This is a genomic window from Methylobacterium sp. 001424705 (assembly GCF_059816145.1).
Map to the genome: position 1 here is coordinate 154,315 of NZ_JCBANU010000005.1, position 14,438 is coordinate 168,752.

The window sequence follows — 14,438 nt, forward strand, 5'->3', positions numbered from 1 at the left end:
CCAAGCAGACCGGACCTGAGGAAACGACACCATGCGCATCATCCTGCTTGGGCCGCCCGGCGCGGGGAAGGGGACGCAGTCCGAGCGGATCGTGGCACGGTATGGCATTCCTCAGCTCTCCACCGGCGACATGCTGCGCGCGGCCGTCGCCGCCGGCACGCCGGTGGGCCTACAGGCCAAGAGCGTGATGGAATCCGGTGGCCTCGTCTCCGATGCGATCGTGGTCGGGATCGTGGCCGATCGCATCGAGGAAGCGGATGCCAAGCCCGGCTTCATCCTTGACGGTTTCCCCCGCACGGTGGAGCAGGCCAAGGCCCTCGATGCGATGCTGTCCCAGAAGGGCATCGCCCTCGACACCGTCATCGAATTCGCCGTGGACGAGGAGGCGCTGGTAGGCCGAATCGCCAAGCGCGCCGAGGAAACGGCGGCCCGCGGTCAGCCCGTGCGCAAGGACGACACGCCCGAGGTCTTCAAGACCCGCCTCGACGCGTATCGGAAGCAGACCGCGCCCCTGTCCGACTACTATGCCGGCACCGGCCTTCTGCAGACCATCGACGGCATGAAGCCGGTCGATGCCGTCACCCAGGATCTGGTGACGATCCTGGACCGCCACACCGCGTCGGCGGAATCCTGACCGGACCTTCCCGGCGCGGCCACGGAGCCGGGATCGAGCCGGGCTCGCCGCTTTATCAGGGTTGACACACCCCCCGGCCCGCGCTAGTGGGCCGGTCTTCGTTCAGAGGAAGTGGGTCCGGATCGCCTCTCCAAGAGGCCGATGCGGGCCGATTTGTCGTTTTGGACGGCGCGCAGGGGCCGGTCTCCACCGGACGCGCGTGACACTCGGCCCGGCCTCAGGTCCGGCGCCTCATGGAGAGACACCTTGGCTCGTATCGCTGGCGTTAACATCCCGACCAACAAGCGCGTCGTCATCGCGCTGCAGTACATTCACGGCATCGGCCCCAAGAAGGCCGAGGAAATCACCGGCAAGGTCGGGATCCCGGCCGAGCGTCGCGTCAATCAGTTGACCGACGCCGAGGTGCTGTCGATCCGCGAGACCATCGATCGCGACTACATCGTCGAGGGCGACTTGCGCCGCGAAGTCTCGATGAACATCAAGCGCCTCATGGATCTCGGCTGCTATCGTGGCCTGCGCCACCGCCGCAACCTACCCGTCCGCGGCCAGCGCACGCACACCAATGCGCGCACTCGCAAGGGCAAGTCCAAGCCGATCGCCGGCAAGAAGAAGTAAGCCTTTCGCTTTGGGAGGTCGTGCCGCGCGCGGCCTCCCGACCATCGCGCCCGGTGAACCGTGCGCGTCAGCCCGCGCCGCGGCCCGGCAATCGAACACCGCGCCCTCCGCATCGCAGAAGACTCCCGAGCGCCTGGAATGACGGGCGCGCCTGAAGGACGAAAGTACACATGGCCAAGGAAACCACCCGCGTCCGTCGCCGCGAACGCAAGAACATCGTCTCGGGCGTCGCGCACGTGAACGCGTCGTTCAACAACACGATGGTCACCATCACCGACGCCCAGGGCAACACCATCTCGTGGTCGTCCGCCGGCGCCATGGGTTTCAAGGGGTCGCGCAAGTCGACCCCGTACGCTGCCCAGGTCGCGGCCGAGGATGCCGCCCGCAAGGCCGCCGAGCACGGCATGCGCACCCTCGAGGTCGAGGTCTCCGGTCCGGGTTCGGGTCGTGAGTCCGCCCTGCGCGCGCTGCAGGCCGCCGGCTTCACCGTCACGTCGATCCGTGACGTGACGTCGATTCCGCACAACGGTTGCCGTCCGCGCAAGCGTCGTCGCGTCTGAGCCGACGCCGTCGCGAACTTTTTGGGGCCTGTTACGGAGACACGCGTGTCGAATGCTCAGAATCCGCTTCCGGGTGTGCTGCGGTGGAGCTTGGGTGATCTGACGATCACGGTGATGAATGACGGCTACCTCCAGGGGTCGCTGGATCTCGTCACCGGGATCGATCGTGCGGAGGCCGGCGCCCTACAGGCCGCCGGCTTTCGCGCGCAGGATCCCCGGATCACGCTCAACGCCTTCCTGATCACGGGTCCCGGGCGCAACCCGCTCCTCATCGACAGCGGGATGGGCCATTTCGGTGGCCCGTCCCTCGGTCGCGTTCCGGCGGCCCTCGCGGCGGCCGGCATCGCGCCGGACAGCATCGAGACCGTGCTGCTGACGCACCTGCATCCCGATCATGCCGGTGGCCTGATCCGGGAAGACGGTACGGCAGCCTATCCGAATGCCGAACTCGTGGTTCATGCCGACGAAGCCGCGCACTGGCTCGACGACGGCGCGCTTTCTCGGGCGCCGGACGAGGCGAAGCCGTACTTCGACATGGCGCGCCAGGCCACCGCCCCCTACGGGCAGCGTCTGCGCACGATCACGGGCGGCAACGTGGCACCGGGTATCGAGGCGATCCCGCTGCCGGGCCATACGCCCGGCCATACCGGCTACCGCATCACGTCGGGCGACGCGTCGCTTTTGATGTGGGCGGACATCGTTCACCTGCCGGCGATCCAGTTCAAGCAGCCGGAAGCCGGTATGGTCTTCGACGTCGACGGGGATCAGGCACGCGCCGTGCGTCGCCGGATGCTCGACGCCGTCTCAAGCGACCGGACCTTCGTGGCGGGCGCCCATCTGGAGTTTCCGGCTCTGGGCTACGTCGCCCGGGACGGGGCCGCCTACAGTTTCGTTCCGGAGCTCTGGGTCGAAGCCCAGTAACGGTCCGCGCCCGACGCGGACGCATCAGTTTCCAGCCCGCCGGGCGCCGATGGCGCGGTGTCGACGGGCAATGCGTGGACCACCCATGTGGCCCGCGCCGATCTTGCGAGAGGTAGCATCGTGGTCATTCAGAAGAACTGGCAAGAGCTCATCAAGCCGAACAAGCTCCAGGTCTCGACCGGGCACGACCCCAAGCGGGTCGCCACCGTCGTCGCCGAGCCCCTCGAGCGCGGCTTCGGCACCACGCTCGGTAACTCGCTGCGCCGCGTGCTGCTGTCCTCGCTCCAGGGCGCGGCCGTGACCTCCGTGCAGATCGACGGCGTGCTGCACGAATTCTCCTCGATCCCCGGCGTGCGCGAGGACGTCACCGACATCGTCCTCAACATCAAGACGATCGCCATCCGCTCGCAGACCGAGGCCCCCAAGCGCCTGACCCTGCGCAAGACCGGCCCCGGCGTCGTCACCGCCGGTGACATCGGCACGGTGGGCGACGTCCAGATCCTGAACCCCGACCTTGTGATCTGCACGCTGGACGACGGCGCGGAGATCCGGATGGAGTTCACCGTCGCCACCGGCAAGGGCTACGTCCCGGCCGAGCGCAACCGTCCCGAGGATGCGCCGATCGGCCTGATCCCGGTCGATGCGCTGTTCTCGCCCGTCACGAAGGTGTCCTACCGCATCGAGACCACCCGCGAGGGCCAGGATCTCGACAAGGACAAGCTGACGATGACGATCGAGACCAACGGCGCCGTGTCGCCCGAGGATGCCCTGGCCTATGCCGCGCGCATCATCCAGGACCAGCTCCAGGTGTTCGTGAACTTCGAGGAGCCCCGCAAGGAGGAGGCGCAGCCGCTCGCGCCGCAGCTCCCCTTCAACCCGGCCCTGCTCAAGAAGGTCGACGAGCTCGAGCTCTCGGTGCGTTCGGCGAACTGCCTGAAGAACGACAACATCGTCTACATCGGCGACCTCATCCAGAAGTCCGAGGGCGAGATGCTGCGCACCCCGAACTTCGGCCGCAAGTCGCTCAACGAGATCAAGGAGGTCCTCGCGGCGATGGGCCTCCACCTCGGCATGGACATCCCCGGCTGGCCGCCGGAGAACATCGAGGATCTCGCCAAGCGCTTCGAAGAGCATTACTGAGGCAAGCCGCCTCGGCCATGACGTGGCGGCGCATCTCGGCGCCGCCGGTTCGGCCGACACCATCGGGGTTCGCTCGACGCGAACTCCGACACGAATCCCGCCGCGGGGTCATGCGGAATGAACAGCCCCGAAGAGTGATTCGGAGGGGCGCTTGGCCGTACCGTGGCACGGCGGCCATCAACCAAGGACAGCCATCATGCGTCATGGATTTCGCGGTCGTCGTTTCAACCGCACCACCGAGCACCGCAAGGCGATGTTCGCCAACATGTCGTCCGCGCTGATCAAGCACGAGCAGATCGTTACCACCCTGCCGAAGGCCAAGGACCTGCGTCCGGTCATCGAGAAGCTGATCACCCTCGGCAAGACCGACAGCCTGCATGCGCGCCGCCTCGCCATGTCGCAGATCCGCGACGAGGCGATGGTCCGCAAGCTCTTCGCCGTGATCGGCCCGCGCTACAACACCCGCCCGGGCGGCTACTGCCGCATCATGAAGGCCGGCTTCCGCTACGGCGACAACGCCCCCCTGGCGGTCATCGAGTTCGTCGACCGTGACGTCGACGCGCGCGGCAAGGATTCCGGCCCGGTGCTGGTGGACGACGCGGCGTAAGCCACGCCTCCGTTCGATGACGACCAAGGCGGCCTCCGGGCCGCCTTTTTCGTTGCCCGGACGACGCCGCGTCTCAGGCGGCCCGGTCGAGGAGGCGCGAGACCTCCGCCGCCAGATCGGCGGATTCGAAGGGCTTGCGCAGCACCGGCAGGTCTGCCGGGATCGGGATCGCCTCGGCATGGCCGGTGACGATCAGCACGGGCACGTCGGACCAGCGTGCGCGCACGATCTCGGCGAACTCCACCCCTGTCATGCCCGGCATCGCCAGGTCGGCGACCACGAGGTCGAAGGCTCCCTGTTCCATCAGCGAAAGGGCAGACGACCCGTCGCTGGCCTCGCGCTCGGTGTAGCCGAAGCTCGACAGGAACGAGGCCGTCACGTGACGGACCTCCGGGTCGTCGTCGACGACGAGGATGCGCGCCGCCCGGGCGGCCGGCGTCGCGGTCCCCGGCACCGCCACCTCGTCGGGACCCGCCGATTCGACCCGGGGCAGGATGATCTGGACGCGGGTACCTTCCCCCGGGGCACTCTCGATGCGCAGGCGCCCGTGGGATTGCTGGGCGAGGCCGAAAACCATGGCGAGGCCGAGGCCCGTACCCTGGCCCACTGCCTTCGTGGTGAAGAACGGCTCGCAGACCCGCGCGAGGATCTCCGGGGCGATGCCGCTGCCCGAATCGGCGATCTCGACGGACAGGTAGGCGCCGGCCGGCAGGTCCGGATCGTCGTCCAGCACGAGGCTGCGGGTGGCGACGGCGATTCGCCCGCCTTCGGGCATGGCGTCGCGGGCATTGATACAGAGGTTCAGGATCGCGAGTTCGAGCTGGTCCGGATCGACGCAGGCGGCCGGCGCCTCCGGGGCGAGGCTCGTCTCGACGGTGACGAGGCCCCCGAGACTGCCGGCGAGCAGATCGTGCATCCCGGTAATAAGCTCGTTCACGTCGACGGCGCGCGGGCGCAAGTCGCGGGAGCGGCTGAAGCTGAGGAGGCGCTTGGTCAGGGAGGCGCCCCGCTGAGCCGCCTGCATGGCGTTGCCGACGAGGCGCTGGACCCGCGGCTGGTCGGCGACCTTCGGCGCCACGAGTTCGAGGCTGCCGAGGATCGCCATCAGCAGGTTGTTAAAGTCGTGGGCGATGCCGCCGGCCAGGGTTCCCAGCGCCTGCATCTTGTCCGACTGCCGGAGGCGCGCCTCCAGGGATTTCTGGTCGGTGACGTCGCGTTCGATGGTCGCGAGATGGGTGATCTCTCCGCCCGCGTCGCGGATCGGCACGCGGGTGACGTGGCGCCAGCGCTCGGCCCCGGTCGCCCCCTCGGCGACCAGGCTGTCACTCGGCTCGCCGGCCGCGAACGCGGCGGCATCCGCGCTACGGATCGCTGCGCCGTCGCCCAGGATCGCCTCCTCGGTGCGTCCGATGCACCCGGCGACGTCGCCGCCGAGCCCCGCGGCCTTGCGGGCGTTGAGGCGCACGAAGCGCCCCTCCGCATCCTTGAAGGAGATCGCATCCTCGGCATTGTCGAGGAGCCCGCGCAGGAGCGCCCGTTCCGTCGCGAGGTCCCGCCCGAGCTGATGCCGCTCGAAGGCCTGGCGCACGGTGTTGCGCAGGAGGTTCGCGTCCCAGGGCTTGGTGGCGTAGCCGGTGATGCCGCCCTGGTTCAGGGCCGCCACCACCGCGCTCATATCAGCGTAGCCCGTGAGCAGGATGGCCTGGGCGTCGTGGACTTTGCGCGCCTCGGCCAACATGGCGTCGCCTGTCATGCCCGGCATGCGCTGATCCGAGAGGATCACGGCGATGTCCGGGTTGATGGCCAGCATCCGCAGCGCCTCGGCCGGCTTCGTCGTGGTGAGGACGCGGTACTGGTCCTCGAACAGGTCCTCGAGGGCGATGAGGATGTCCGGTTCGTCGTCGACGGCGAGGATCGTGCCCTGTGACATGCTCAACCCGTCTGTCGTGGGATGCCGATGACGAAACAGGCCCCACCTCCGGGAGCGGCCTCGACGCTGAGCGTGCCGCTATGCGCCTGCACGACACTGTAGGCAATCGCGAGGCCGAGACCTGTGCCGGACCCGACGGGTTTCGTGGTGAAGAACGGCTCGAAGATCTTCTCGCGCAGCGTCTCCGGGATGCCGGACCCGGTGTCGTTGATCCGGATGATGTCGGTGTCGGGGAGACTGCGCGTCTCGATGGTGATGGTGCCGGAATCGGGCATCGCGTCCGCGGCGTTGCCGAGGATGTTCATGACGACCTGGTTCAGGAGGGCCGGCGTGCAGTGGATCTCCGGCCGGCCCGCGAAATCCCGCACGACCGCGATCCGGTCGCCGAGCTTGTGCTGGATCAGGGCAAGCACGGTCTCGATCGCCTCGGGCACGTGCACCAGGGTGCGCTCGCCCTCGTCGAGACGGGAGAACTTGCGCAGGTTGAGGACGAGGTCCTGGATGCGGGTCAGGCCCATGCGCATGGCCCCGACCCGGTCGCTGCACTTCCTGAGCCGGCGCGGGCTGTCGGGCGAATCCGGTTCCGCGACGACCTCGCCGAGGATGCGCTCCACCGTTCCCTGGTGGGCGAGGATGAAGGCGAGGGGATTGTTGATCTCGTGGGCGATGCCCGCCACCAGCTCACCGAGAGAGGCCATCTTGGCCGCCTGGACGAGCTTGGCCTGCGCGTCGGTGAGCTTGCGGTTGGCGGTGGCGAGATCCGCGTTGGCCTGCTCCAGGGCCCCGGCCAGGGCTGCGCGCGCCTCCGCCGCCTCGGCCTCGGCCCGGGCCCGCTCCAGGGCCCGCTCACGGGCGCCGAACTCGCCCGCGATGCGACGGTTGTCCTCCTCCAGGAGCTTCCGGCGCACGAGGCTGCGCACCCGCATCACCAGGATCTCGCCGTCGGATTTCGAGACCACGTCGTCGGCGCCCGCGGCAAAGGCCTCCACGAGGAAGTCCTTGGCCGGGCTGGATCCGGCGATGCCAACCACCTGGAAGGTCGGGGCGCCGGCCTCCCGGCCCGCGAGGCCGGCATTGCGGTGGTCGCTGATCGCCCGGCAGAGGGCGAGGCCGTCATAGGTCGTGGCGAGGAGGTCGATCGTCACGCAGTCGAAGGCGGCGCCCGCCGCCTCCAGGGCCGCGATGGCGGCGGCGTGGCTGTCCGCGGTGGTAACCTCCTGCCCCTCATGGGCGAGGAGGCCGGCGAGGAAGGTCCGGTAAGTGGCGCTGGCATCGACCACGAGGACGCGCCCCCGGCGGAAGGCGGAGACGCCGGGCCCGTCGCTGCCGCCCATGCGCTCGCGTAGGAGGGCGCGGATACGGAGCACGAGGAGGTCGCGATCGGCGGATTTCGCCACGTAGGCATCGGCGCCGCTCTCCAGTCCCTGGCGCTCGCCGTCGCGGGCGCCAGTGAGCATCAGGAGGGGCAGGGCGCGGGTGCGGAGGGAGAGCCGGAGCTGGCGGGCGAATTCGTCGCCGTTCATGCCGGGGAGATGATGGTCCGCCACCACGAGGTCGGGCAGGCGGGTGTTGAGTTGGTCGAGGGCCGCCTCGGCCGTAGCGCAGCGCTCCACCGCGAAGCCCTTCGACTCCAGCAGCAGCCGCAGTTCCAGCGCCTGGGTCTCGGAATCCTCGACGAGGAGGAGACGGGGTGGGGTGGCCTCGGTCACGGCGCGGCCTCTGCCACGCGAGCGAGATGGGCGGCGATCCGGTCCAGGGGCAGCACAGTGCCGGCAGCCGAGAGGCGGATCGCGGCGGCCGGCATGCCGAACACCACCGCGGTGCTCTCGTCCTCGGCGACGGTGAGCCCCCCGGCCCGACGCATGTCGAGGAGGCCGAGAGCCCCGTCCTCGCCCATCCCGGTCAGCAGCACGCCGATGCCCCGCGCACCGGCATGCCGGGCGACGGAGCGGAACAGGGCCGTGGCGGCCGGGCGCTGGCCGCCCACCGGGGCGGCATCGCTGATCCGCAGGTGGCCGCCGCCGCCGAGCTCCAGGTGCCGGTCCCCCGGTGCCACGTAGACGCGGCCGGCCTCGGCCCGTTCGCCCTCACGGGCCAGGGCGACCGGCAGCCCGACGACCCCGTTCAGCCAGCTGGCGAAACCCTCCATGAAGGCGGGACCCATGTGCTGGACGACCAGGACAGGAAGGGAGAAACTTGCCGGCAACGCGCCGATGACCCGGGCGAGGGCGGGCGGCCCGCCGGTCGAAGCGGCGATGGCCAGGACGCTGGCGGCTTCCGGCACCTTGAGGGCGGCGGCCAACGGCGGCGGCGCGGCGACGCGACCGGCCCATTCCGAGCCGATCGGCCGGCGCCGGATCACCGGCACGGCGGCCATGATACGCAGCTGCGTGCAGATCTCGCTCGCGGCGGCGTCGTAGCCGGCATTGGTGGTGGCCACCGGCTTCTCGACCACCGAGAGCGCCCCGGCCCGCAGGGCGTTCATCGAGATGCGCAGGGAGGAATCCTCGATCGCGTCGGCGATGACCACGATCGGGGTCGGGCGCTCGGCCATGATCCGCCGCGTCGTCTCCAGGCCATCGATGCCCGGCAGACGGATATCCATCGAGACGACGTCCGGGCGGACCTGGCCGATCGTCGCCAGGGCCTCCTCGCCGGAGGCCACGGCCGCCACGACCTCCAGGCGCGGATCCCGGCCGACGATGTGCATGAGGAGCTGCCGCACCACGAGGGAATCCTCGACCAGCATCACCCGCACCCGCACGGGCGCTCCCGGCGTCGATCCGTCCCGCGCGTGTCCGGTCACAGCAATTGCCCGATGGTGTCGAGGAGTTTGCGCTGGTCGAAGGTCTGCTTCGTCAGGTAGGCGTCCGCCCCGAGGTCGAGGCCGCGGGCCACGTCCTCCGCATCGCCGCGCGAGGTCATCAGGATGACCGGCAGCTGCGCGAAGGCCTCCTCAGCCCGCAGGGCCTTCAGGAGTCCGAAGCCGTCGAGACGCGGCATCTCCACGTCGGCGACGACGAGATCTACGGGTTCGATGCCCGCCCGCAAGCGGTCGAGCGCATCCTGGCCGTCGACGCAAACGACGACGCGGTATCCCGCCGCTTCCAAGATACCCTTCTCCAAGGTTCGCGTGGTGATCGAATCGTCCACCACGAGGATCGTCGAACGTGGCGCCTGCGCGATCGTTCCGCGACTGCCTGTGGGTTGCGGTGCCGCGGCCGAGCCGGCCTCGCCCGCCCATGCGACCAGCCCCTCGGCATCGAGGACGAGGGCGGGCCGATCCCCCGGCAGAATCACGGTTCCGGTGACCAGTCGCGGATCGGTCCCGATCGGCGGGGCCGGCAACACCCGCAGGGTGGTCACATCGGACAACGCATCGACGGCGAGGACGCAGCGGCGCCCGTTGCCACGGAGCAGGATCGCCGGGCAGGTGGCCCCGGCCTCCTCCGCGCGATCCGGCAGGCCGAGAAGGCTTGCCAGATCCAGCACCGGCACGCTGACGGAGCTGCCGCCGATCTCCACCTGCGCCACGATCCGGCCCATCACCTGCGCAAGGTCGCTGCGATCCAGGCGCAGCAGGCGCTCGGCCGACGCGCTGGGGATCGCGTAGGTGATCCCGCCGCCCCGGACGAGAAGCATCGCCCGGCGGGCGGCCGAGAGCGGCAGCGCCATGACGAGTTCGGTGCCGAAAGGGCTGCGCGCCAGGAGGCGAACCGTGCCGCCGAGCCGGCGCGCCGCGTCCGCCACCACCGAGAGACCGATGCCGCGCCCCGAGAGGGTGTCGATGGCGGAGGCAGTTGAGAAGCCGGGCTCGAAGACCAGGGCGAGGAGCGCTTCCGGCCCGGGATCGGCGTCGGCCGAGAGTAGGCCCCGGCGCCGGGCGGTGGCGGCGATGGCCGCGAGGTCCGGCCCCCGGCCGTCATCGTGGACCCGGACGACCAGGCGCCCCCCCTGGACCTCGACGTCGAGGCCGATGGCCAGGGCGTCGGGCTTGCCGAGGTGCCGGCGCGTCTCGGGGGGTTCGGCCCCATGGCTCAAGGCGTTGCGCAGGGCGTGCAGGACAGGGTCCTTGAGGACCTGAAGCATCCCGCGATCGACCGGCAGGTCGAGACCGCGCGCGGTCACCGTGATGGCGCGGTCCGCCTCGCGCGCGTGGTCGCGCAGGGCTCGCGCGAATCCCCCGAAGGCGGTCTCGGCCGGGACCAGCGCCAGGCGCTCGGCCTCGCCGGCGACCCGGGCCATGGCGCCCTCGACCGAGGATGCGAGAGCGCTGCGAACCCGTGCCAGGTCGGCGGCATCGCGCGCCAGGGCGAGGAGTCCGGTCTCCAAGGCCCGCGCATCGCCCTCCGGCTCCGATCCGCGGGCGCCGCGCCGGCGCTCGGCGAGACGGGCGAGGTCGGCGGCCCGGCGCCCCAGGCGGGCGATGCCCTCGGCCAGCACGGCCTCGCCCCCGAGGGCACTGGCCAGTTCGTGTGTGGCCCGCGTCAGCGCTTCGACCGCGTCCGCAGGCACCCGCAGGAGGGTCTGGGCGACCTCGGTGGGGGCTTCGGACGGTGCGGATTTCGAAGCCGTGACGACGGGCGGGGCAGGATCGGTGGCCGGCGCCGCGGTGGGGGCCGTGTCCGGCGCCCGGTCCGTCTCGGGCGATGCGGCGGCCTGCGGATCGAGGGCGCGGTCCAGGGCCGCGAGGGCATCGGCCGGCATGTCCGGGCCCGTCCCGTCGGTCAACCCGGCGACGTAGGCCTCGATCCGGTCGAGGGCGAGGTGCACGGCAGCGGTGGCGGTGCGCGAGAGACCGCCCTCTTGCGCCACCACGCGCTCGAACAGGGTCTCCAGGCGATGGGCCACCGCCTCCACCGCCGGCAGGTCGACGGCCCGGGAGGCGCCCTTCAGGCTGTGCGCCCGCCGGAAGACGTCGTTCCAATCGGGCACGTGCTCGCCGTCCTCGCCTCCGAGGGCGGCACGGATCGCATCGATGTGCTCGCGGTGCTCGACCTCGAACGCCGCGAGTAGAAGCTGGCGAATGTCCATCGGTCGCCTAAAGTCGCCCCAGGGTTGCGGCGGATTCCGCACCTCCGGAATCCGCGCGAAGCCATTCGTTCATCATGCATGCCCCGCGAAACCGGAGGTCCCCCAACCGTGGAAGTCCGCTCAGTGCCGGTAGCGCTCGGCAAGCGTCATCAGGGCTTGGGCGAGTTCGGTGAGGTTGGCGGAGGCCGCCTCGACCTCGCGGGTGCCGGCCGCCGTCTGCTGGCTCGCCTGGCGGATGTTCTGCAGGGCGCCCATCACCTGCTCGATGCCGAGCTGCTGCTGGTTCGTCGAGGCGACGATCTGCTGGAAGGTCTGGACGCTCTCCTCGACCCGGGCGGTGATCTCCTCGATGGTCCGCTGGGTGGTGTCGGAGCGAGCCTTGCCCGCGGCGGCGCGCTTGACCGCCTCCTCGGTGAGCATGACCGAGGTGTTGATGCCGCGCTGGATTTCGCCGAGGATCGTCCGGACCTGCCCGGTGGCCGCCTTGGCCTGGTCGGCCAGGAGCTTCATCTCCGAGGCGACCACCGCGAAGCTGCGCCCGCTCTCGCCGGCCGCCGCCGCCTCGATGGCGGCGTTCAGCGCCAGGAGATGGGTGCGTTCCGAGATGTCGTTGACGGTGGTGATGATGTCGCCGATCGCCTGGGTCTTCTCGGAGAGGGCGACGATGTTGCCGGCCACCGCCTCGGCCTGCTCACGGATCGAATCCATCGCCCGCGCGGTGTCGGCCACCGCGCGCAGGCCGGCGCGGGAGGTCTGGGCCGTCGACTGGGCCGTGGCGATGACCTCGCCGGCCCGCTTGCCGATCTGCGCGCCGGAATGGGTGATCTCGTCGACCGTGGCGGCGGTCTCCTGCACGGCGGCGAACTGCTCCTCGACGCTGGCCGCCTGCTCCTGGGCGGAGGCGCGGATCTCGGCGGCCGCCGCGTTGAGGTCCGAGGTCGCGGCCCGGTTGGTCCGGGCGAGGTCGGCCAGACCCGCCACCATGCGGTTCAGGGTGCGGCCGAGACGGCCGATCTCGTCCTTGCCCCGCGCCTCGAGGGTCCCCGAGAGGTCGCCCTCGCCGACGCGCTCGGCGAAGGCCATCACCGCCTCGAGAGGCCGCACCACGGCCCGGCTGATCAGCAGGGTGATGAGGATGCTGAGAACGATGCAGGCGCCCAGCGTGAGCAGGATGGAGAGGCGGCTGCGCTCGTAGAGATCGGCCACGCTGCGCTGGCCGGCGGCGATGCCCTCGTCGAGGGCGCTGCGGGTGCGCTCGATGTCGCTGAGGAACAGCTCCTGGCTTCGGTTCAACGCCTCGTTGCGGGCCTCGACACCGTCCACGTCCTTGGCGGCGATCGCGGCGAATTGCGCCTCGCTCGCACTGCGCAGCTCGCGCAGTTCGGCCACGGCCTCGATGGCGATGCCGTTCACCTTGCGCCAGGCGAGACTGCGCTCTTCGGAAGCCGACCGGGCCCGGTAGCTGTCCGTCGCGCGCACGAGTTCGGCGAGGATCGCCTCGGCCTCGGCGGCGGACCGGCGCCAGGAGGCGGAGCCGTCATCCCGCTCCGGGCCGCCCCGCGCCCGCATCAGCAGCGCGATGATGGCGTTGCGGCGCTGGAGGCCCATGTCGCGGGCCTTGTTGGCGAGATCGTCGAGCTGGCGCGCCACCGTCAGGTCGCGGGTGACGATGCCGTCGGTCGTGTCGCGCACCACGCCGATCTGCCCCAGGGCATAGAAGCCGAGCGCTACGATGACGATGGTGATGGCGACGAAGCCGAGGAGGATGCGTTTTCCGATCGAGATCGACACGAGGGGCTCCAGGCTCCGGGAATTCGAGCGGGACCGAGGCAGGACGGCCCCGGGTCTCGGCAGTACGAAGAAGGCTCACCGCCGGCGCGGCAGCGCGGCAGGGACGGTCACGGCAGGTACCGGCGCAGGAGACGCGGCAGATCGACGATGACGAACCCGGGTTCCCCGTCCGGTCCGGCGCCGGGCGGGGCATACCCCGAAACCGCCTCCGTGCTCAAACCGGCCTCGGCGAGGGCCGGAACGTCCGTCGCCTCGGCGATTTCGGCGACACCGAGGACGCGGTCGACGGCGAGCGCCACCGGAACCCCCGCGCCCCGCACGAGGACCACGTGGCCCTCGTCACCGGGCGCCGCGTCGCCGCGTCCGAGGGCGCGGGCGAGGGCGATCAGGCTGACGACCCGGCCGGAGATGGCGATGAGCCCGAGGACCGCCGCCGGGGCACCGGGAAGGGGGGTCACCGGCCGGGCCGGCAGCACCTGGGCCACCTGGGCGAGGGCGAGGGCGAAGCGGTCGTCGCCGCAGGCGCAGACGAGAACGGCCCGCGTCGGCCCGGCGGCCTCAGCCGTCCCCCGTCCACGCCCGGCGAGCAGGCGGGAGCGCTCGGCGCGCAGGGCCTTCAGGCGGGCGGCGGGGGCTTCGGCCCGGGTCTGCGTCACGGCCCTTCTCCTGTCACGCCGGCACGGGCAAGGGCGGCGCTGCGCGCGATCTCGTGCGGGCCGAGCCCGTCGCCCTCGACCACCACCGCATCCGGCGCCAGGGATTGGGCCAGACGGATCGCGTTGTCGAGGGCCCGCACCGCGTCCGCCCGCCGGCCGAGGCCGATCATCAGCAAGCCGAGCTGGTAATGCGCCATGACGAAGGTGCGATCGAGGTAGAGCGCGCCGCGCCAGGCCCGCTCGGCCTCGGCCTCGCGCCCGAGGCTGTGGGCGAGGAGGCCGTCATAGTAGTGCAGGACGGGATCGGTCGGCGCAGCGCGGATCGCCGCCCGGACCGCCCGCCAGGCCTCCGCGGTCTCGCCGGCATCGGCCAGGGCCCGGATGCGGGCCGGTTCGTCCGGTCGCACCGAAGGGTCCGGGGGCTCCACCGCATCCGCGCCGGGGGGCTCGGGGAGGTCGAGCAGGGTCGGGTCGGGCAGGTCGGATTTGGACGAGCCGAACTCGGCCGCCTCCGGCTGCCCGATGGCCGGCATGGGCGGGGCGACCGGGC

At 70.9% G+C, this 14,438-nt stretch carries 12 protein-coding genes and 1 pseudogene; 6 read left to right on the top strand and 7 right to left on the bottom strand.

Annotated features, from left to right (window positions below):
- Positions 1-31: 31 nt before the first annotated feature.
- From AC6EUL_RS06450 to rplQ, 6 genes are all read left to right on the top strand, one after another.
- Positions 32-634, top strand: a complete 603-nt coding sequence (locus AC6EUL_RS06450; protein WP_056219898.1) for an adenylate kinase — start codon at positions 32-34, stop codon at positions 632-634.
- Between the two features lie 246 nt (positions 635-880).
- Positions 881-1,249: a 30S ribosomal protein S13 gene (gene rpsM / locus AC6EUL_RS06455; RefSeq protein WP_019904471.1), complete on the top strand. Its 369-nt coding sequence runs from the start codon at positions 881-883 to the stop codon at positions 1,247-1,249.
- 170 nt (positions 1,250-1,419) lie between these two features.
- Positions 1,420-1,809, top strand: coding sequence for a 30S ribosomal protein S11 (rpsK, locus tag AC6EUL_RS06460; protein WP_055949325.1), 390 nt, complete (start codon positions 1,420-1,422; stop codon positions 1,807-1,809).
- Between the two features lie 45 nt (positions 1,810-1,854).
- On the top strand, positions 1,855-2,730 hold the full coding sequence (locus tag AC6EUL_RS06465; RefSeq protein WP_499869485.1) for an MBL fold metallo-hydrolase: 876 nt from the start codon (positions 1,855-1,857) through the stop codon (positions 2,728-2,730).
- A 120-nt stretch (positions 2,731-2,850) separates the two neighbouring features.
- On the top strand, positions 2,851-3,870 hold the full coding sequence (locus tag AC6EUL_RS06470; RefSeq protein WP_055949333.1) for a DNA-directed RNA polymerase subunit alpha: 1,020 nt from the start codon (positions 2,851-2,853) through the stop codon (positions 3,868-3,870).
- Positions 3,871-4,066: 196 nt separating this feature from the next.
- Positions 4,067-4,477 (top strand): 50S ribosomal protein L17, encoded by a 411-nt coding sequence (rplQ, locus tag AC6EUL_RS06475; protein WP_499869487.1) that lies wholly within the window; start codon positions 4,067-4,069, stop codon positions 4,475-4,477.
- 73 nt (positions 4,478-4,550) lie between these two features.
- Here the strand turns inward: rplQ and AC6EUL_RS06480 are convergent, their stop codons facing one another.
- The 7 genes and pseudogenes from AC6EUL_RS06480 to AC6EUL_RS06510 all read right to left on the bottom strand — a co-directional run.
- Positions 4,551-6,407: a response regulator gene (locus AC6EUL_RS06480; RefSeq protein ID WP_499869489.1), complete on the bottom strand. Its 1,857-nt coding sequence runs from the start codon at positions 6,405-6,407 to the stop codon at positions 4,551-4,553.
- A 2-nt stretch (positions 6,408-6,409) separates the two neighbouring features.
- Positions 6,410-8,116 carry a response regulator gene (locus tag AC6EUL_RS06485; protein WP_056219906.1) on the bottom strand — a complete coding sequence of 569 codons (1,707 nt, stop codon included), beginning with the start codon at positions 8,114-8,116 and terminating at the stop codon, positions 6,410-6,412.
- Positions 8,113-9,156: a chemotaxis-specific protein-glutamate methyltransferase CheB gene (cheB, locus tag AC6EUL_RS06490; protein WP_499869503.1), complete on the bottom strand. Its 1,044-nt coding sequence runs from the start codon at positions 9,154-9,156 to the stop codon at positions 8,113-8,115. The genes AC6EUL_RS06485 and cheB overlap by 4 nt, the downstream gene beginning before the upstream one ends.
- Before the next feature lie 53 nt (positions 9,157-9,209).
- Entirely contained in the window at positions 9,210-11,441 is a 2,232-nt protein-coding gene (locus AC6EUL_RS06495; RefSeq protein ID WP_499869492.1) for a hybrid sensor histidine kinase/response regulator, read from the bottom strand.
- 120 nt (positions 11,442-11,561) lie between these two features.
- Complete coding sequence (locus AC6EUL_RS06500; RefSeq protein WP_056219916.1) at positions 11,562-13,232, bottom strand: methyl-accepting chemotaxis protein; 1,671 nt, start codon at positions 13,230-13,232, stop codon at positions 11,562-11,564.
- Positions 13,233-13,339: 107 nt separating this feature from the next.
- Positions 13,340-13,888 (bottom strand): chemotaxis protein CheW, encoded by a 549-nt coding sequence (locus AC6EUL_RS06505; RefSeq protein ID WP_499869494.1) that lies wholly within the window; start codon positions 13,886-13,888, stop codon positions 13,340-13,342.
- Positions 13,885-14,438 (bottom strand): annotated as a pseudogene (locus AC6EUL_RS06510) (CheR family methyltransferase); the annotation flags it as partial. The gene AC6EUL_RS06505 and the pseudogene AC6EUL_RS06510, both read right to left, overlap by 4 nt.